This window comes from Achromobacter sp. 1011811831 (assembly GCF_059760905.1).
This window is the reverse complement of record NZ_JCBANG010000010.1, coordinates 62366-77848: the sequence shown is the minus strand read 5'-3', so window position 1 is coordinate 77848 and position 15483 is coordinate 62366. Positions and strand designations below refer to the sequence as shown.

The 15483-nt window shown below is 70.7% G+C and carries 19 protein-coding genes; 4 read left to right on the top strand and 15 right to left on the bottom strand.

The features are described 5' to 3' along the window. Window positions 1-67: 67 nt before the first annotated feature. Entirely contained in the window at window positions 68-964 is an 897-nt protein-coding gene (locus AC6LJ9_RS06310) for a LysR family transcriptional regulator (protein ID WP_498146886.1), read from the bottom strand. Window positions 965-1093: 129 nt separating this feature from the next. Here AC6LJ9_RS06310 and AC6LJ9_RS06305 point away from each other — a divergent pair, with 129 nt between their 5' ends. Continuing rightward, window positions 1094-1573, top strand: a complete 480-nt coding sequence (locus AC6LJ9_RS06305; RefSeq protein ID WP_498146885.1) for a DMT family transporter — start codon at window positions 1094-1096, stop codon at window positions 1571-1573. A 99-nt stretch (window positions 1574-1672) separates the two neighbouring features. Here AC6LJ9_RS06305 and AC6LJ9_RS06300 read toward each other — a convergent pair whose 3' ends face one another. Continuing rightward, a complete protein-coding gene (locus AC6LJ9_RS06300) occupies window positions 1673-2899 on the bottom strand; it encodes an MFS transporter (protein ID WP_498146884.1) in 1227 nt (408 codons plus the stop codon). A gap of 80 nt (window positions 2900-2979) precedes the next feature. Between AC6LJ9_RS06300 and AC6LJ9_RS06295 the strand changes: the two genes are divergently transcribed. Continuing rightward, window positions 2980-3414: a helix-turn-helix domain-containing protein gene (locus AC6LJ9_RS06295; RefSeq protein WP_498146883.1), complete on the top strand. Its 435-nt coding sequence runs from the start codon at window positions 2980-2982 to the stop codon at window positions 3412-3414. On the opposite strand, the gene AC6LJ9_RS06290 is transcribed toward AC6LJ9_RS06295, so the two are convergent. After that, window positions 3411-3905 (bottom strand): DUF2938 family protein, encoded by a 495-nt coding sequence (locus AC6LJ9_RS06290; protein WP_498146882.1) that lies wholly within the window; start codon window positions 3903-3905, stop codon window positions 3411-3413. The two genes, AC6LJ9_RS06295 and AC6LJ9_RS06290, sit on opposite strands and share 4 nt — an antisense overlap. A 94-nt stretch (window positions 3906-3999) precedes the next feature. Here AC6LJ9_RS06290 and AC6LJ9_RS06285 point away from each other — a divergent pair, with 94 nt between their 5' ends. Both AC6LJ9_RS06285 and AC6LJ9_RS06280 read left to right on the top strand, forming a co-directional pair. Then, window positions 4000-4746 carry an SDR family oxidoreductase gene (locus AC6LJ9_RS06285; RefSeq protein WP_498146881.1) on the top strand — a complete coding sequence of 249 codons (747 nt, stop codon included), beginning with the start codon at window positions 4000-4002 and terminating at the stop codon, window positions 4744-4746. After that, a complete protein-coding gene (locus tag AC6LJ9_RS06280; RefSeq protein WP_498146907.1) occupies window positions 4743-5840 on the top strand; it encodes a DNA glycosylase AlkZ-like family protein in 1098 nt (365 codons plus the stop codon). The genes AC6LJ9_RS06285 and AC6LJ9_RS06280 overlap by 4 nt, the downstream gene beginning before the upstream one ends. A 10-nt stretch (window positions 5841-5850) precedes the next feature. Here AC6LJ9_RS06280 and AC6LJ9_RS06275 read toward each other — a convergent pair whose 3' ends face one another. The 12 genes from AC6LJ9_RS06275 to AC6LJ9_RS06220 form a co-directional block, all read right to left on the bottom strand. Beyond that, window positions 5851-7260: a hypothetical protein gene (locus tag AC6LJ9_RS06275; RefSeq protein WP_498146880.1), complete on the bottom strand. Its 1410-nt coding sequence runs from the start codon at window positions 7258-7260 to the stop codon at window positions 5851-5853. A gap of 156 nt (window positions 7261-7416) precedes the next feature. After that, window positions 7417-8694 carry a c-type cytochrome biogenesis protein CcmI gene (gene ccmI, locus AC6LJ9_RS06270; RefSeq protein WP_498146879.1) on the bottom strand — a complete coding sequence of 426 codons (1278 nt, stop codon included), beginning with the start codon at window positions 8692-8694 and terminating at the stop codon, window positions 7417-7419. Further along, window positions 8691-9143 carry a cytochrome c-type biogenesis protein gene (locus AC6LJ9_RS06265; protein WP_498146878.1) on the bottom strand — a complete coding sequence of 151 codons (453 nt, stop codon included), beginning with the start codon at window positions 9141-9143 and terminating at the stop codon, window positions 8691-8693. Before AC6LJ9_RS06265 ends, ccmI begins: the two co-directional genes overlap by 4 nt. Continuing rightward, window positions 9140-9661, bottom strand: a complete 522-nt coding sequence (locus tag AC6LJ9_RS06260; RefSeq protein ID WP_103276536.1) for a DsbE family thiol:disulfide interchange protein — start codon at window positions 9659-9661, stop codon at window positions 9140-9142. The genes AC6LJ9_RS06265 and AC6LJ9_RS06260 overlap by 4 nt, the downstream gene beginning before the upstream one ends. After that, window positions 9658-11652, bottom strand: a complete 1995-nt coding sequence (locus tag AC6LJ9_RS06255; protein WP_498146877.1) for a heme lyase CcmF/NrfE family subunit — start codon at window positions 11650-11652, stop codon at window positions 9658-9660. The genes AC6LJ9_RS06260 and AC6LJ9_RS06255 overlap by 4 nt, the downstream gene beginning before the upstream one ends. Next, a complete protein-coding gene (gene ccmE / locus AC6LJ9_RS06250; RefSeq protein WP_498146876.1) occupies window positions 11649-12110 on the bottom strand; it encodes a cytochrome c maturation protein CcmE in 462 nt (153 codons plus the stop codon). The genes AC6LJ9_RS06255 and ccmE overlap by 4 nt, the downstream gene beginning before the upstream one ends. Beyond that, window positions 12107-12259, bottom strand: a complete 153-nt coding sequence (ccmD, locus tag AC6LJ9_RS06245; RefSeq protein WP_498146875.1) for a heme exporter protein CcmD — start codon at window positions 12257-12259, stop codon at window positions 12107-12109. The genes ccmE and ccmD overlap by 4 nt, the downstream gene beginning before the upstream one ends. Beyond that, complete coding sequence (ccmC, locus tag AC6LJ9_RS06240) at window positions 12256-13035, bottom strand: heme ABC transporter permease CcmC (RefSeq protein ID WP_498146874.1); 780 nt, start codon at window positions 13033-13035, stop codon at window positions 12256-12258. Before ccmC ends, ccmD begins: the two co-directional genes overlap by 4 nt. A gap of 9 nt (window positions 13036-13044) precedes the next feature. After that, a complete protein-coding gene (gene ccmB, locus AC6LJ9_RS06235) occupies window positions 13045-13710 on the bottom strand; it encodes a heme exporter protein CcmB (protein ID WP_498146906.1) in 666 nt (221 codons plus the stop codon). Beyond that, entirely contained in the window at window positions 13676-14365 is a 690-nt protein-coding gene (gene ccmA, locus AC6LJ9_RS06230) for a heme ABC exporter ATP-binding protein CcmA (protein ID WP_498146873.1), read from the bottom strand. Before ccmA ends, ccmB begins: the two co-directional genes overlap by 35 nt. Continuing rightward, a complete protein-coding gene (locus tag AC6LJ9_RS06225) occupies window positions 14352-14981 on the bottom strand; it encodes a cytochrome c3 family protein (RefSeq protein ID WP_498146872.1) in 630 nt (209 codons plus the stop codon). Before AC6LJ9_RS06225 ends, ccmA begins: the two co-directional genes overlap by 14 nt. A gap of 18 nt (window positions 14982-14999) precedes the next feature. Continuing rightward, on the bottom strand, window positions 15000-15476 hold the full coding sequence (locus tag AC6LJ9_RS06220; RefSeq protein WP_498146871.1) for a nitrate reductase cytochrome c-type subunit: 477 nt from the start codon (window positions 15474-15476) through the stop codon (window positions 15000-15002). Window positions 15477-15483: the final 7 nt, after the last annotated feature.

Genomic DNA, 15483 nt, shown 5'->3' with positions numbered 1-15483 from the left:
AGGCGCCGCCCGCGTGGGCGGCGCCTGTTTTCGTTCTCACCCGGTTTCTTGGCGGCGCCAGCCCGCGCTAGCAGCAGCTGAGCACGACGCTTCTCAGCCAGCAAAGCGCCGGATCGGAATCGCGCCTGCCGTGCCATGCCTGCTGGAATGAGAATTGCGGCAGGTCGAAGGGCGGCTTGAACTGTCTCAAGGCCTTGCCCGCGGCGACGTTTGCCAGGGCCCGGCTGGCAACCGTCAGGATCAGGTCGGTTCCGGCCAGCACTTCCGTCGACGCGCTCCAGTGCGGCAGCGTCAGGGCGACATGCCTGCGCAGGCCCTGGGCCTTCAGCGCGGCATCGATCTCGTTTTCGGCGTCGGGCCGCATCGCGACCAGGACGTGGGGGCGCTCCAGCCATTGCGGCAACGGCAGGTCGCCCCTGGGGGGCAGCGATCGCCGGTCGGCAACGCTGACGAAGTGTTCCTCGAACAGCGTCTCGCGCTTGATGTCGCCGGGCGCGTCCGGAAAGACGCCCAGCGCCAGGTCGATTTCCCCGTCGGCCAGTTGCGCCAGCATGGCTTCGCGGCTGGCCTGGCTGATGGCCAGGTCTATCCCGGGCGCCTGGGCGCGCAGCCGGCGCAGCAGCGGCGGCAGCAGCAGGTGCGCTGCATAGTCGGACAGCGCGAGGCGAAAGCGGCGCACCGCCAGCGAGGCGTCGAATTCGCCCTGGTGCAACAGCGCGTTGAGTTGTCCGAGCGCTGCTTCCAGCGGTTGCTGCAGCTCCCACGCGCGCGGCGTCAGGGCCATGCCGCCGCCCTGACGCGTCAGCAGCGGATCCTGGAAGATGTCGCGCAGCTGCGCCAGCGCGTGGCTCACCGCCGGCTGGCTTTTGTACAGGCGCAATGCGGCGCGGGTGACGTGTTTTTCCGCCAGGAGCGCCTGGAGCGTCAACAGCAGGTTGAGGTCGATGCGGCGAAGATCATCCATGCCATGAATAATATATGTGCAGGATTAGAATTTCCATTCTGCATGCGAATGGATCACGATGAAGTCCATGCTGATTTCATTGGAGCGCCTGCCATGAACGGGTCCTTGTCTCTTTCCAGTCTTTTATCCATGGCAGTTGCCTTGCTGGCCGGCGCCGCCGTGCCCTTCCAGGGCGGCAGCAATGCCGCGCTGGGGCGCATGCTGGGTCATCCGCTATGGGCCACGCTGGCGTCGCTGCTCGTCAGCATCGTGGTGGTCCTGCCGCTGCTGTTCGTCATGCGGGTGCCGGCGCCCACGGTCGGCGCGGCGGTCCAGGGGCCGGCATGGCTGTGGCTGGGCGGCGTCGCCGGCGTGGCCTATCTGACGGCGGCGCTGGTGTTGACGCCCAAGCTGGGCGCGGCCAGCTTCATCGTCAGCGTGATGGCGGGGCAGATGCTGGCGTCGCTGGTGATCGACCATTTCGGTCTGATGGGATTGGCGCCCAAGCCCATCGCGCTGGGGCGTCTGGTGGGCGTGGGGTTGATCCTGGTCGGGGCGGGCATCGTGCAGGCGCACAGCGTTGCCGCCCCGCCGCCGATTGCGGGTTCAGTTCCGGTGGAACAGCGCTGAGAACCGTATCAGGCAGGTCGCGCTTGTTTCCCGGCCTGTCGCATGCCTGGAACGATTTCCCGATGCAACGCGTCGTTCGGCGACCCTCGGACAGATCTATCACGACCTGTTGCGAGTTCCCTGGCCGCTCAACCGTCTGTCCAGGACTGCCAGGCCAAGCGCGGCCACGCCCAGCGCCACGCCGATCCAGCCCACCGAGGGCAGGCCATGGCCCAGGCTGAGCGGCAGGCCCGCGAGCAGCGGCGCAAGCGTCAGGCCGGCCTGAAAGGCGGATGAGTTCGTGGCTCCCGCGAGCATCGGCGCATCTGGCGCCAAGGTGTAGACGCGGACCCAGACCGCCGGGTTCAGCAGGAAGCCCGCCAGGCCGAGGAGGAATACCAGTGCGATGGTGGTTTCCCGATGCGAGGCAAACAGCGCCATGGCAGCGGACGCGAGGATCAGGCCGACGGTTCCCGTGACGAGCGTGCGGAACGGGTGGTGATCGGCGGTTCGGCCTCCAATCGTCAGCCCGACGAAGGCGCCGACGCCGAACAGGGTCAGCACGGCGGGCAGCCAGGCGGCGGCGACACCGCTCACGTCCAGCAGCAGGGCGCCCAGGTAGCCGAACGTTCCCATGTACGCCGCCGTCGTGACCATGGTCGTGGCATAGGCCACCCAAAGAGCCGGACGCTTCATGGCACGCAGTTCCGTGCCCAGGTCCGGCACGGCGGCCTGGCCGGGCGTCTTTGCCGGTAGCGCCGCCAGGCCGGCCACCGCGGATATCGCCGTCATCGCCACCACCGCCCAGAAGCCGCCGCGCCAGCCGGCCGCATCGCTTATGAATGTGCCGACGGGTCCGCCGATGACCATGGCGGCGGTTAAGCCGCTCACGACAATGGCAAGCGCCTTGGCGCGCCGATCGGGCGGCGAGAGCTGCACGGCCATTGCCGCCGCGACCGCCCAGAAGCAGGCATAGGCCAGGCCCATCGCGAAACGGGCGGCCAGGATGGGCCAGTAGCCTTGCGCCAGCAGGCTGACTATCGTCGCGGCCATGAAGGCCATCTGGCTGAGGAACAGGGTGCGGCGGCCGGGCCAGCGCAGCGCCAGAATGGCAAATGGAGGCCCGCCAATCAGCGCGCCCACCGCGAACGCAGAGATCAATGCGCCTGCGGCCGGCAGCGTGATGCGCAGATCGGCCGCGATCATCGGGAGTATGCCTCCCATCAGAAACTCGGCGCTGCCCATTGCAAACAGGCTGAGGGCAAGCAGATGGACCGATAGCGGGATGGCCCGCGCCGCGCCGGTCCCGGTCCGGGCCTGCCGTGCCGTTGCGTCCGTCGATATCATTTCCCTTCCTTTCGATTGCGGAGATCCGAATGCGCAGGCATGATAGAAGTTGAAGTCAACTTCAAGTCAAGCGACGCCTCATGGATATCTCGGAAGTTGCCCGCCGCACGGGCCTGCCTGCCTCCACCTTGCGGTTCTACGAGAAGAAAGGCCTGATCAGGGCGGTCAGCCAGACGGGCGAGCGACGGCGTTTCGCGCCCGACGTGCTGGATCAGCTGGCCTTGATTGCGCTGGGACAGGCCGGAGGGCTGTCGCTGGACGAGATCAGCGCCATGCTGCCAGTCGATGGGAGCCCTCGGGTGGACAGACAGGTGTTGCTGGCCAAGGCGGACCAGATCGACGCGACCATCAAGCGCCTGCGCGCGATGAGCCAGGGTCTGCGTCATGCCGCTGAATGCCCGGCCGCCAACCACGCGCAATGCCCGACATTTCAGCGCCTGCTCAAGGCCGCCGCGGGCAGATCCAGGCACGCCAGGGCGGCGGCCCAGGGCGCGTTCGCGTCCAGAGTGGCCTAGCGCATCAACATCGCCACGAGTACCGCGGCGATGTACAGCGCGACGCCGTAGTACAGATGCGCGATGACGCCCTGGCGGCGCGCCGCCCAGGGATCCGGCGCGCGCGCACAGAGCACGCCCATGCCGAACGCGGGAACCACGATGAAGAAGGGCACCGCGAGCGTGAGCAGGCCCGCTCCGATCGCGGCCAGCCACGTCGGATCGGCAACCCAGCCCGCGCCGCCGCCGAGCAGGATGGGCAGGAAGCCGAACGCTGCGCCCAGCGCGTAGTGCGCGATCCAGCCGATGATCTTCTCGCCGGGAATCGGCGGCGAGGCGAAGATCGGCTTGTGCAGGAACTGCCCGTGCGCCATGTGCCCGATCCAGCGGCCGACGACGTTGAAGCCGTAGTTCGGCACCTTGAATGCCTTTTCCAGGAACACCGCCCAAAGATCCGACAGGGCCGTGGCGATCAGGCCGATAAGAACGCCCGCAATGATCATGCTGTCCATATGGCTTTTCTTTCCGCTGCTTGAATGGATGGCTATTATCAACCCTGCACGGTTCCTCCATCCCTACTCATTCCCACGGGCAGGAAACACAGCAATGAAGAAAGTCATGATCGTGACCGGCGCCAGCCGGGGCATCGGCGCCGCCGTCGCCGCGCTCGCGGCCGCGCGCGGTTACGCCGTGTGCGTGAACTACAAGTCGCGCGCCGACCGCGCGCAGGCGGTGGTCGACGCGATCCGCGCGCAGGGAGGCACCGCCGTGGCCGTGGGCGCGGATGTGTCGACCGAAGCCGGCATCCTGGCCCTGTTCAACGCCACGGACCGCGAGCTGGGGCCGGTCGCCGCGCTGGTGAACAACGCCGGCATCCTGGAAACCCAGATGCGCGTGGAGCAGATGGACGCCGCGCGGCTGCAACGCATCATGCAGGCCAATGTGGTCGGCCCGTTCCTGTGCGCCCGCGAGGCGGTGCGCCGGATGTCCACGCGGCATGGCGGCGCGGGCGGCGTCATCGTCAATGTGTCCTCGGCCGCCGCGCGCCTGGGCTCTCCCGGCGAATACGTGGACTACGCGGCGTCCAAGGGCGCGCTCGACACCATGACCATCGGGCTGGCCAAGGAGGTCGGCGCCGAGGGCATACGCGTCAACGCCGTGCGCCCCGGGTCCATATACACGGAGATCCATGCCAGCGGCGGCGAGCCGGACCGCGTCGACCGCGTGGCCGCGCGCGTGCCGATGGGCCGGGGCGGACGCGTCGAGGAAATCGCCGCCGCGGTGCTGTGGCTCTGCTCGGACGAAGCGACCTACGCCAACGGCGCCATCCTCGACGTGAGCGGCGGAATCTGACCATGGATCCCAGCCTCGAAGACCTGCGCCGCTACGCCGTCGCCCGCAGCCTGTTCACCCCGACCACGCTGCCGGCGGCGATCCGCCGCCTGGGCTTCGTGCAGGCCGATCCGATCCGCGCCCCGGCGCGGGCGCAGGACCTGACGCTGCGCCACCGCGTCAAGGACTACCGCGCCGGCGATCTGGAAAGCCGCTACGCGCGCCTGGCGATCGATGAGGACTGCCTGGTCAACTACGGGTTCCTGCCGCGCGAGCACCTGGCCCTGATGCATCCGCGCCAGGCGCGCAAGCCCTGGAGCGCCGAGACGCGGCGCAAGGCGGCCGACGTGCTGGACTTCGTGCGCGCGCGCGGCGCGGTGCATCCGCGCGAGGTCGATCAGCACTTCGCGCATGGGCGCGTGAAGAATTACTGGGGCGGCTCGAGCAACGCCAGCACGCAGCTGCTCGACGACATGCACTATCGCGGCCTGTTGCGGGTGAAGCGGCGCGACAGCGGCACGCGCGTCTACGAGGCGGTGGCGCATCCGCCGGCCGAGGACGGCCCGGCCGCCAACGCCCGGCGCGCGCAGGCCCTGGTCGATCTGGTCGTGCGCAAGTACGCGCCGCTGCCGGCCGCCAGCCTGACCTATCTGGCGCGCCTGCTCGGCTACGGCGCGCCGCAACTGGCGGCGCCGATCCAGGCGGCGTTGCGGCGCGCGCGCGAACAGCTGGCGAGCTGCCGCATCGACGGCACCGTCTGGTACTGGCCCGCCGACGAGAACCCGCGCTCGCGCCGCTACGCGTTCGACGAGCGGCTGCGGCTGCTTGCTCCCTTCGATCCGGTGGTCTGGGACCGGCGCCGCTTCACGCTGTTCTGGGACTGGACGTACAAGTTCGAGGCCTATACGCCGCCGGCCCGGCGCCAGTTCGGCTACTACGCGCTGCCGATGCTCTGGCAGGGCCGGGTGATCGGCTGGGCCAATCTGCCGGCGCGCGACGGCGGCGTGGAGCCGGCGTTCGGCTACGTGGCCGGCGCGGCGCCCAGGGGCGCGGACTTCCGGGGCGCGCTGGACGAGGAATTGCAGCGCATGCGGCAGTTCCTGGCGGCGCGCTGATGCCGTTCGGCTATTGCGCGTCGGTCGCCTGCAATGCCTTGAAGCGGTTCTGCCACTGCCGGATCAGCTCGACCATTTCCGCGCCGGTGCGATCGTCGAGCCGATTGGGATCATGCGGCGTCACGGGCAGCATGTTCTCTTCGAGCAGCATGTGATTCAGGACCAGGAATGCGATGGTGCGTATGTTTCCATCCGGGAACAGGTGGTGTTGCTCCAGGGCCTGGCAGCATTCAGCGATCGATGCCAGCACGAGGGCCTCGCGTTCGTGGCCCCGCGTGTCTTGCAACAGCGCCATCCGTTCGTAGTGCGCATTGATGATCTGATCGGCCTTCGCGCGGCACTGTTCCGGCGACCGAGGGGTCGCGCGGACATGAATCCCGTCGCTTCGATTCATGAACTTGCTCCATTCCTCGCGGGGCGAGTATTTTTCCTGGCGGTGACGCCAATCCTGCTTGCGCTTCTCGCCAAGATCGCCATCGCCGAAATCCACGCCATACATGACCCATGTGTTGTCACGGTAGCTCGGGGGCAAGGCCTTTCCCTCGCTGTGCTGCACCCCTTCCACCGCCCAACGGTGGTACTGCTCGAACAGGGCGCCATCCAGCCGCCGCGCGTCCCTGACCGTGCCCAGCATGTTGGCGAACGCGGCCATCATCGCGGCCATGTAGCCTCTCTCATCTTCGTACAGGGCGGGATTGCAGAAGTCGGCATCGTCGCCATCCATCAACAGGCGGTAGCCGTCGCGCAGCGGATTGCGCACCCGCGCGAAGCAGGGAAATCCGCTGTCGCGCAGGGCCGAGGCAAAGCGCAGCTGGGCGGCCTCCAGGTTCAGCAGGTTGCGGATCGCATCGACATATTCCTTGCCTAGCTTCTCGCGCAACGCGCTGGCGTCGCAGAGCAGCTGCATGACCGCCGCCAGCTTCGCCGGCGTACCGGCGCCGGCGGGCAACCGCGCATAGGCTTCGGAAATTCTCTTTTGAACCGCTGCCTGGATCTGATCGAACGCCTGGGGAAGATTCGACTCGCGATCCGGCAACACGCGCGCGCCCTGCAGCGAGTCCGGCAGCGCCGGCCAGTCGTCTGGCAGCCGATGCCCCTCCCAGAATCCCGCATGCTGCAGGCAGGTTTTCACCGTGGCCAGGCGCAGGCTGGGCGCCAGCTTTTCTTCCGGGTCGATGTCGCGTTCCAACATCAGTCTGGCCACGCCGTGCGAAGCGCCCGTGATCAGCGTCAGGAACTGCTGATATGGCGTCACGGCGCCCGCGTTGGCATGCCTGTCCACCCTGGGGGGCGGGCTGGGCGCCAGGCATGGCAGGCCGTTCGCGCCAATGCCGATGTGCGTCGTGCCATCGCCCTCGTCGCAGGCGCGGGCAAGCGTGTACCAGTGCCTCAAGGCGGACGCGTCGGCCGTCAGGGTCATGCCCGTTCTCCATGCGCTCGATGGCGCGTTCGAGTGTTCGCGGCAAGCCGGATATTGGGCGCCGTCCAGCCTTGTGTGACGTCGCCGGGCCTTGCGGTTCCTTCGAAGCGGGCAATTGCCCTTGCCTGCATGGCGCCGGCCGAACGCCGACAGGCGCTAGGGCGCGACGGTGTCGGCCACCAGGTCCAGGCCGGCGCTGCCGGGCGCCACGTCGGACAGCGCGCCGGCGACATCGCCCGGCCGCGCGGCGGCCAGGCCGTCGCGGCTGACGCGGATCTCCAGGCGGACCTTGCCGCCCGCCGTCGACAGCCGGGCGGCGGGCGACATGGCGAGGCTGTCGTCGAGCGAAAAGGCGCGGGGCAGATCCGCGGCCCGCAGGCGCAGGACCGCCAGCGGCATGCGCGGGCCGTCCACGGCGCGCGCCAGGATGAATACCGTGTCCGTGGGCTGGACCCGCGCGCGCTGCGCGTCGGCGATGCGGGCTTGTCCGCTGATGCGCTCCGGCGCGGTAGCGGACGCCGGCCCTGGCATCGGGCCCGATACCGGCGCCGGGGAGGCCGCCGTGGCGCGCGCCGGACCGGCCGATGCGGCCAGCGTCCGCGCCTGCGCGATGTTGCTTTCGATCTGGCGCGCGGCCTCGGAATCCGGCGGCAGCAGCGGGCGCAGGCGCTCCCAGTATCCCAGCGCCTCGGCCGCGTCGCCGCGCCGCAAGGCCATCATGCCGGCCAGGGCCAGCGCCTTGGGATGATCGGGCTCCGCCGCCAGCGCCTGGGCGACGGCGGCAATGGATGCGGCGTCGGGCGCGCCCTGGTTGGCGGACAGCAGGGCATCGGCCATGTCCGCCAGCACCGAGGGCTGGCTGGGGTACAGGCGCAGCACTTCCCGGTATGCGGCCACGGCGTCGCCGTAGCGGCCCAGCGTTTCATAGGATCTGGCCAGCATGTACCAGCCATCGGCGTCGCCGGGCGCGGCGCGCAGCCGCTGCGCCAGCGCATTGACCGCCAGCGCCATGTCGTCGCCGGCGTCGGCTTCGTGCGGCTGCGGCGCGGCGACCTGGGCGGCGCTGGCCGCCGCGCGCGGATTGCCCAGCTTGCCATACAGGGCCGCCGCGGCCAGCGGCACGGCCACGCTCAGCAGGCAGGCCGTGGCCAGGGCGGCGCGCTGCCCGCCGGGGCGTCCCAGGGCCGGTTGCGCCGAGCGGCGCAGCGCCAGGTCGTGCAGCAGTTCGCGTTGCAGCTCTTCCTCGGCTGCCAGGTCCGGCGCGCCGCCGGCTGCGTCCAGCCGCAATTGCTCGCGCCGCGCCAGGTAGAAGTCGCGCAGGCCGTCCTCGCCGGCGTCCATCGCGGCAGCGGCGTTCTTGCGCAGCAGTGGCGCCACCAGGCAAAGCAGCGCGGCCAGCAGCAGGAACAGGAAGGCGAGCCAGAGCGTGGTCATGGTTCGGTGTCCAGGAAGCGCGCCACGCGGGCGCGTTCCTGCTCGGTCAGCGGGGCGCGCGGGCCCTGGCGGCGCCGGATGGCGCGCCACAGGACCGCCGCGCCCGCAGCCAGCAGCGCGAAGGGCCCCAGCCACAGCAGCCAGGTCGCGGGTTTGAACGGCGGGTCGTAGCGCACGAAATCGCCGTAGCGGTCCTCGAAGAAGCGCATGACTTCGCGATCGGATCTGCCCTCGGCGAGCTGCTTGCGGATCAGCGCGCGCATGTCCTCGGCCAGCGGGGCGCTGGATTCGGCCAGGCTCTGGTTCTGGCAGACCAGGCAGCGCAGGCCGTGCGCGAGCCGGTCGGCGCGTTCGGCCAGCGCGGGCGCAAGCGGGACGGCGGCCTCGCCGGCCAGGGCGGGCGCGGCGGCATGCAGGGCCAGCAGCAGGAGCAGCAGCGCGCGCGTCATCGCAGCGACTCGATCAGGGGCAGCAGCTGGTCGCGCCAAATGGCGGGCGTGATCAGCCCGAGCTGGCGGTAGCGGACCCGGCCGTCGCGGTCGATGATGAAGGTCTCGGGCACGCCGTAGACGCCATAGTCCATGCCCACGCGCCCGTCCGGATCGCTGGCGGACGCGGCATAGGGGTCGCCGTTGCGGGCCAGCCAGGCCAGCGCGTCCTCGGGCTTGTCCTTGTAGTTCAGGCCGTACAGCGGGATGGCGTGGCGCTGGCTGGCGTCGCGCAGCACCGGCAGCTCGTCGCGGCATGGTCCGCACCAGGAGGCCCAGACGTTGAGCAGCCAGACCTGGCCGCGCAGCGCGTCGACGTCCAGCCGCTGGCCGGGCTGGCCCAGCACCGGCAGGCCGATGGCCGGCGCCGGCTTGTCGACCTTGACCGAGGGCAGGGCGCGTGGATCGCGCGACAGGCCCAGCGCCAGGAACAGGGCCATGGCTAGGAAGGCGGCCAGCGGCAGCACGTAGCGCATCAGGTCTCTCCCCGGCGGGCCGTCAGCGCCGGCGCGGCGTCGCGCCGGGCCGCGCGCGCTTCGCGATAGCGCTTGTCGCCGGCGGCCAGCGCGCCGCCCAGCGCCATCAGCAGGCAGCCGGCCCAGATCCAGGCCATGAAGGGCTTGGTCTGCAGGCGCACCGACCAGGCGTCGCCGCCGGCCGGCTCGCCCAGCGCCACGAACAGATCGCGGCTGAAACCGCTGTCGATGGCGGCCTGCGACAGCGGCATGTCCTGGGCCGTGTACAGGCGCTTTTCCGGATGCAGCACGGCCACGGTCCGGCCGTCGCGCGAGACGTCGAAGCGCGCGCGCTGCGCCGTGTAGTTCGGGCCGGCGGCCGGCTCCAGGCCGACGAAGGCGTAGCGGTAGCCGCCGGCTTCCTCGACCGCGCCGGGCGCCATGCGCAGCTCGCGCTTGACCTCGTAGCCGTTGGCCAGCGTGACGCCGGCGATGAAGACGCCCATGCCGGCGTGGGCCAGCAGCATGCCGTACCAGGCGCGGGGCTGGCGCGGCAGCCGGCGAGTCCAGCCGCCGTCGCCGTCGTTCAGCCGCTGCCAGGCATGCGCGAAGGCGCTGGCCACGGACCAGCCCGCCAGCCACAGGCCCAGCACGACCAGGGGCGAGCCCAGCCGCGCCGGCCCGGGCATGGCCAGCGGCGCCAGCACGGCGGCGGCCACGCTGACGCCGAAGGCCAGCCGCAGCCGGCGGGCCAGGTCCGGCGCCTCGGCGCGCTTCCAGCGCGCCACCGGGCCCACGCCCATGAGGAAGATGGCCGGCGCCATCAGCGGCACGAACACCGCTTCGAAGTAGGGCGGGCCGATGGAGATCTTGCCCCAGTCCAGCACGTCCAGGACCACCGGGTACAGCGTGCCCAGCAGGACCGAGGCGGCCGCCACCGCCAGCGCCACGTTGTTGCCCAGCAGCAGCGATTCGCGCGACAGCAGGCCGAAGCCGCCGCCCAGCCCGACCTTGGGCGCGCGCCAGGCGTACAGCGTCAGCGAGCCGCCGACGATCAGCGTCATGAAGCCGAGTATGTACAGTCCGCGCCCGGGATCCACGGCGAAGGCATGCACCGACGTCAGCACGCCCGAACGGACCAGGAAGGTGCCCAGGATGCTGAGCGAGAAGGCGCCGATGGCCAGCAGCACGGTCCAGCTGCGAAACGCGCCGCGCTTTTCGGTGACGATGAGCGAGTGGATCAGCGCGGTGCCCGCCAGCCAGGGCATGAACGAGGCGTTCTCGACCGGGTCCCAGAACCACCAGCCGCCCCAGCCCAGCACGTAGTAGGCCCAGGCGCTGCCCAGCAGGATGCCCAGCGTGAGGAATGTCCACGCCGCCAGCGTCCAGGGCCGTACCCAGCGCGCCCACATGGCGTCCAGCTCGCCGGACAGCAGCGCGGCGATGGCGAAGGCAAAGGCCACCGAGAAGCCCACATAGCCCATGTAGAGCATGGGCGGATGCAGGATCATGCCCGGGTCCTGCAGCAGCGGGTTCAGGTCTCGGCCCTGCATGGCGGCGGGTATCAGCCGTTCGAAGGGATTGGACAGGAACAGCAGGAACAGCAGGAAGCCCACGCCGATCCAGCCCATCACCGCGAGCGCGCGGCCGGCGAAGGCCGGCGGCAGGCGCCGGCTGAACAGCGCCACCGCCAGCGTCCAGGCGGTGAGCAGGTACAGCCACAGCAGCAGCGAGCCTTCGTGGCCGCCCCAGACCGCCGCGTAGCGGTAGGCCAGCGGCAGGTCGGCGTGCGAATTGGCCGCCACGTACAGCACGGAGAAATCGTTGCGGGCGAAGGAGATCGACAGGCAGGCGAAGGCGACGGTGGTCAGGCCGAACAGGGCGAAGGCCGCCGGCCGGGCGACGCGCAGTCCCGGCTGCCAGTCCAGCGCGGCGCCGGCCAGGGGCAGGATGCCCAGCGCCAGCGCGGCCAGCAGCGCCAGGATCAGGCTGAACAGGCCGATCTCGGGAATCATCGGGCCGCCTCCCGCCGGGGCGCGGCGGCCGCGCGCTGCAGGGCGTCGGCGGCCTGGGGCGGCATGTAGTTCTCGTCGTGCTTGGCCAGCACCTCGGTGGCGCGGAACACGCCATCCTCGCCCAGCTTGCCGGCGGCGACCACGCCCTTGCCTTCGCGGAACAGGTCGGGCACCAGCCCGCGATAGACCACGGGCACGGCGTGCGCGGTGTCGGTCACGCGGAAGCGCAGCGTCAGGCCGTCGGCGTCGCGGCGCAGCGAGCCGGGCTCGACCAGCCCGCCCACGCGGAAGCTGCCGTGGCGGGGCGCCTCGTGCGCCGCCACCTGGGTGGGGCTGAAGAAGAACACCAGGTTCGATCGCAGCGCATTGATCACCAGCGCGGCGGCCAGCGCCAGCACGGCGAGTCCGCCCGCCAGGAGCAGGGCGCGGCGCCGGCGCGGGGAGACGGCCGGCTTCATGGCAGGTCCGCGCCGGGGCCGTGCCGGCGCTTGCGGGCGCGGCGCCACAGCAGCAGCGCCTCCAATGCCAGCGCGGCCAGCGTCACCCCGTAGGCGCCCAGCAGATAGGGGCCGTGTCCGGATAGCGAGAACAGCGCGTCCAGGCTCATCGCCGGGCCCCCGCAAGCGCCGCGGCCGGCTCGCGTTCGGCGATGATGCCGCGCACGCGCGCCAGCACCACTGCCGCGCCATACAGCCAGAACGCGGCCACCATCAGCAGCATGGCGCCGAGCATGGGGTCTGCCATGCTGGGGGCGCTGGTGAAGGTGATGCTGGCGCCCTGGTGCAGCGTGTTCCACCAGCGCACCGAGAAATAGATGACGGGCACGTTGACCGCGCCGGCCAGCGCCAGGATGGCGCCGCCATGGTCGGCGCGGCGTTCGTCGTCCGAGGCGGCCTGCAGCGCCATGAAGCCCAGGTACAGGAACAGCAGCAGCAGTTCGGAGGTCAGCCGGGCGTCCCAGACCCACCAGGCGCCCCAGGTCGGCTTGCCCCACAACGCGCCGGTCCACAGGGTCAGGAAGGTGAACAGCGCGCCGGTGGGGGCCAGCGCGCGCATCATCATGAACGACAGGCGGGTGCGGTAGATCAGTCCCAGCGCCGCGTACAGGGCCATGAGCAGGTAGAGGAACATGGACATCCAGGCCGCCGGCACATGGATGAACAGGATGCGGTAGACCTCGCCCTGCTGCGCGTCGACCGGCGCGAGCGCCAGTCCGGCATACAGCCCCAGGCCGCCGCAGGCGCAGGCGGCCAGCGCCAGCAGCGGAATCAGGCGGCCGGCCAGGGGATGGAAGCGCGCCGGCGAGGCATAGCGCAGCCAGCCGCCGCCGGCGGCGGATGGCGCGGGCGGCGTGGCGGGGCCGAGGACGGGCTGTTCAGGCATGGGCATTCCTCAATCCAGCGCGATGCGCAAGGCGGCCGATGTGGCCCAGGGGCAGAGCAGCGCGGCCAGGCACAGGCAGGCGCCCAGCAGCGACAGCTGCGGCCCGGCCGGCAGTCCCGCCTGGGTGGCCGCGACGGCGCCGCTGCCGAAGATGAGGATCGGCACGCACAGCGGCAGCACCAGCAGCGGCAGCAGCGCGCCGCCGCGCAGGCCCAGCGTCAGCGCCGCGCCCAGGCCGCCCACCAGCGCCAGCGTCGGGGTGCCCAGCAGCAGCGACAGCGCCAGCACGCCGATGGCCTCGGGCGCGAGGCCGAACTGCAGCGCCAGCGCCGGGCCCGCCAGGACCAGGGGCAGGCAGGCCGACAGCCAGTGCGCGGCCAGCTTCACGGCCACCAGCAGCGGCAGCGGATGCGGCGACAGCAGCAGCTGGTCCAGCGCGCCGCTGTCCAGGTCCTGGCCGAACGGACGCTGCAGGCCCAGCAGCAGGCCCAGCAGGGCGCAGACCCAGAGCACGCCAGGGCCGATCGCGCGCAGCAGCTCGGGGTCGGGGCCGACGGCCAGCGGGAACAGCGTGCCGGCCACGATGAAGAACAGCGTGGCGCCCAGCGTGTCGGCCGGCCGCCGCCAGGCCAGTTTCAGGTCACGTTGTCCCAACAGCCGCAACGTCGCCAGCATGCGCGTAGCCATCCATGTCCAGGGTTGATGCGATGCAGGCCCGAGCGAGTTCGGCGGTCTGGCGGTGCGAGGCGACCACGGCGCCGCCGCCGGCCGCGAGGTGGACGCGCAGCGCCTCGCGCAGCAGGTCCAGGCTGGCGGCGTCCAGGCCGGCGTCGGGTTCGTCCAGCAGCCATAGCGGCTTGCCGCCCAGCGCCACTGCGGCCAGCGCCAGCCGCCGGCCCTGGCCCTGGGACAGGCGGGCGGCGGGCGCGTCGGCGCAGCGATCCAGCCGCCAGCGGGCGAGCGCGGCGCCAATGTCGGCCTCGGCGCGCGGCGTGCCGGCCAGTGCCAGGGCGCAGCGCAGGTGCTCGCGCGCGCTCAGTGCGCCGTTCAGGCCGTTGCCGTGTCCCAGATAGGCCATGCCGGCGAAGTAGGCGGCGGGGTCGCGCCGGACGGACGCGGCCCGCCACAGCAGTTCGCCCGCCAGGGGCCGCAGCAGTCCGGCCAGCATGCGCAGCAGGCTGGTCTTGCCGCTGCCGTTGGCGCCGCGCAGGTGCAGCAGGCGGCCCGCGTGCAGTTCCAGGTCCACGGGACCGAACCCGGCCGGCCCGCCCCGGGGGCAGATCATGCCGTGCGCGGCCAGCAGGGGCGGCGGCGCGTCAGCGGGCCGCACTTGCGCTTTCCTTGCCCGTCGCGGGCGCCGACGAGAATTCGCCCGGCGGGATGTTCGGCAACTGGTGCGCGATGCCCTTGTGGCAGTCGATGCAGGTCTTGCTCTTGTCGGCCAGGTAGGTCGAGTGCATGTTCTGCGCCCGCACGCTCTGGCGGGTGAAGTCCATGTATTCGTAGTTGTGGCAATTGCGGCATTCCAGCGAATCGTTGGCCTTGAAGCGCGCCCATTCGTGGCGCGCCAGCTCCAGCCGCTTGTCGACGAATTTCTCGCGGGTGCTGATGGTGCCGAAGATCTTGCCCCAGACTTCCTTGGACGCCTGCATCTTGCGCGCGATCTTGTCGGTCCAGTTGTGCGGCACGTGGCAGTCGGAGCACAGCGCGCGCACGCCGGAGCGGTTGGTGAAGTGGATGGTGCCCTTCAGTTCGGCGTACACGTTGTCGCGCATCTCATGGCAGCCGGTGCAGAACTTCTCGGTGTTGGTCAGCTCCATCGCGGTGTTGAAGGCGCCCCAGAACAGGATGCCGGCGATGAATCCGCCCACCGTCAGGAAGCCCAGGCTGAAATGCCCGCTGGGGCGGCGGATGATATTCCAGTAGCGCTTGATGAGTGCGACCATGCGAGCCTCCCGTCGGCGTCAGCGCTTGCCCGAGGCCGGCGCGGTCAGGCGCTTGAGGATCACGTCGATGTCCTCGTAGGTGTTGGACACCAGCGGCTTGGCCTCGGCCTGCGGCACGTGGCATTGGACGCAGAAGTAGCGCCGGGGCGAGACCTCGGCCAGCACGTTGCTGTCGCGGTCCATGTAGTGGGTGACGCTCAGCGGCGGCGCCTGCGTTTCCTCGGTGTTCACGCGCGCGTGGCAGGCCAGGCAGCGGTTGAAGTTCTTGTCGATCTGATAGCCGTCGATCTTGTGCGGGATGGTGGGCGGCTGCATCGAATACGTGCGCATCCGCTTGATGTCCTTGTTCTCGATCGGGCTGATGAGCGGCGGGTCGGCTTCCTCGGCGATGGGCGTGGGGCCGCGCATGGGGTCTTGCAGTTCCACGGGCGGCGCGGCCCAGGCGGAGGACGCGAGGGCCAGGCACAGGGCGGGCGGCAGGACGCGTAGGTTCATGGCTGTC

Bases quoted from the DNA above. Each gene is read 5' to 3' on its own strand.
- AC6LJ9_RS06265 (WP_498146878.1), bottom strand. From the start codon at position 9,143: ATGACGCGCGCGCTGCTGCTCCTGCTGCTGGCCCTGCATGCCGCCGCG.
- AC6LJ9_RS06275 (WP_498146880.1), bottom strand. From the start codon at position 7,260: ATGACCCTGACGGCCGACGCGTCCGCCTTGAGGCACTGGTACACGCTT.
- AC6LJ9_RS06255 (WP_498146877.1), bottom strand. From the start codon at position 11,652: ATGATTCCCGAGATCGGCCTGTTCAGCCTGATCCTGGCGCTGCTGGCC.
- AC6LJ9_RS06225 (WP_498146872.1), bottom strand. From the start codon at position 14,981: ATGGTCGCACTCATCAAGCGCTACTGGAATATCATCCGCCGCCCCAGC.
- AC6LJ9_RS06305 (WP_498146885.1), top strand. From the start codon at position 1,094: ATGGCAGTTGCCTTGCTGGCCGGCGCCGCCGTGCCCTTCCAGGGCGGC.
- AC6LJ9_RS06220 (WP_498146871.1), bottom strand. From the start codon at position 15,476: ATGAACCTACGCGTCCTGCCGCCCGCCCTGTGCCTGGCCCTCGCGTCC.
- AC6LJ9_RS06285 (WP_498146881.1), top strand. From the start codon at position 4,000: ATGAAGAAAGTCATGATCGTGACCGGCGCCAGCCGGGGCATCGGCGCC.
- AC6LJ9_RS06295 (WP_498146883.1), top strand. From the start codon at position 2,980: ATGGATATCTCGGAAGTTGCCCGCCGCACGGGCCTGCCTGCCTCCACC.
- AC6LJ9_RS06300 (WP_498146884.1), bottom strand. From the start codon at position 2,899: ATGATATCGACGGACGCAACGGCACGGCAGGCCCGGACCGGGACCGGC.
- ccmD (WP_498146875.1), bottom strand. From the start codon at position 12,259: ATGAGCCTGGACGCGCTGTTCTCGCTATCCGGACACGGCCCCTATCTG.
- ccmB (WP_498146906.1), bottom strand. From the start codon at position 13,710: ATGCTGGCGACGTTGCGGCTGTTGGGACAACGTGACCTGAAACTGGCC.
- ccmE (WP_498146876.1), bottom strand. From the start codon at position 12,110: ATGAAGCCGGCCGTCTCCCCGCGCCGGCGCCGCGCCCTGCTCCTGGCG.
- AC6LJ9_RS06310 (WP_498146886.1), bottom strand. From the start codon at position 964: ATGGATGATCTTCGCCGCATCGACCTCAACCTGCTGTTGACGCTCCAG.
- ccmC (WP_498146874.1), bottom strand. From the start codon at position 13,035: ATGCCTGAACAGCCCGTCCTCGGCCCCGCCACGCCGCCCGCGCCATCC.
- ccmI (WP_498146879.1), bottom strand. From the start codon at position 8,694: ATGACCACGCTCTGGCTCGCCTTCCTGTTCCTGCTGCTGGCCGCGCTG.
- AC6LJ9_RS06290 (WP_498146882.1), bottom strand. From the start codon at position 3,905: ATGGACAGCATGATCATTGCGGGCGTTCTTATCGGCCTGATCGCCACG.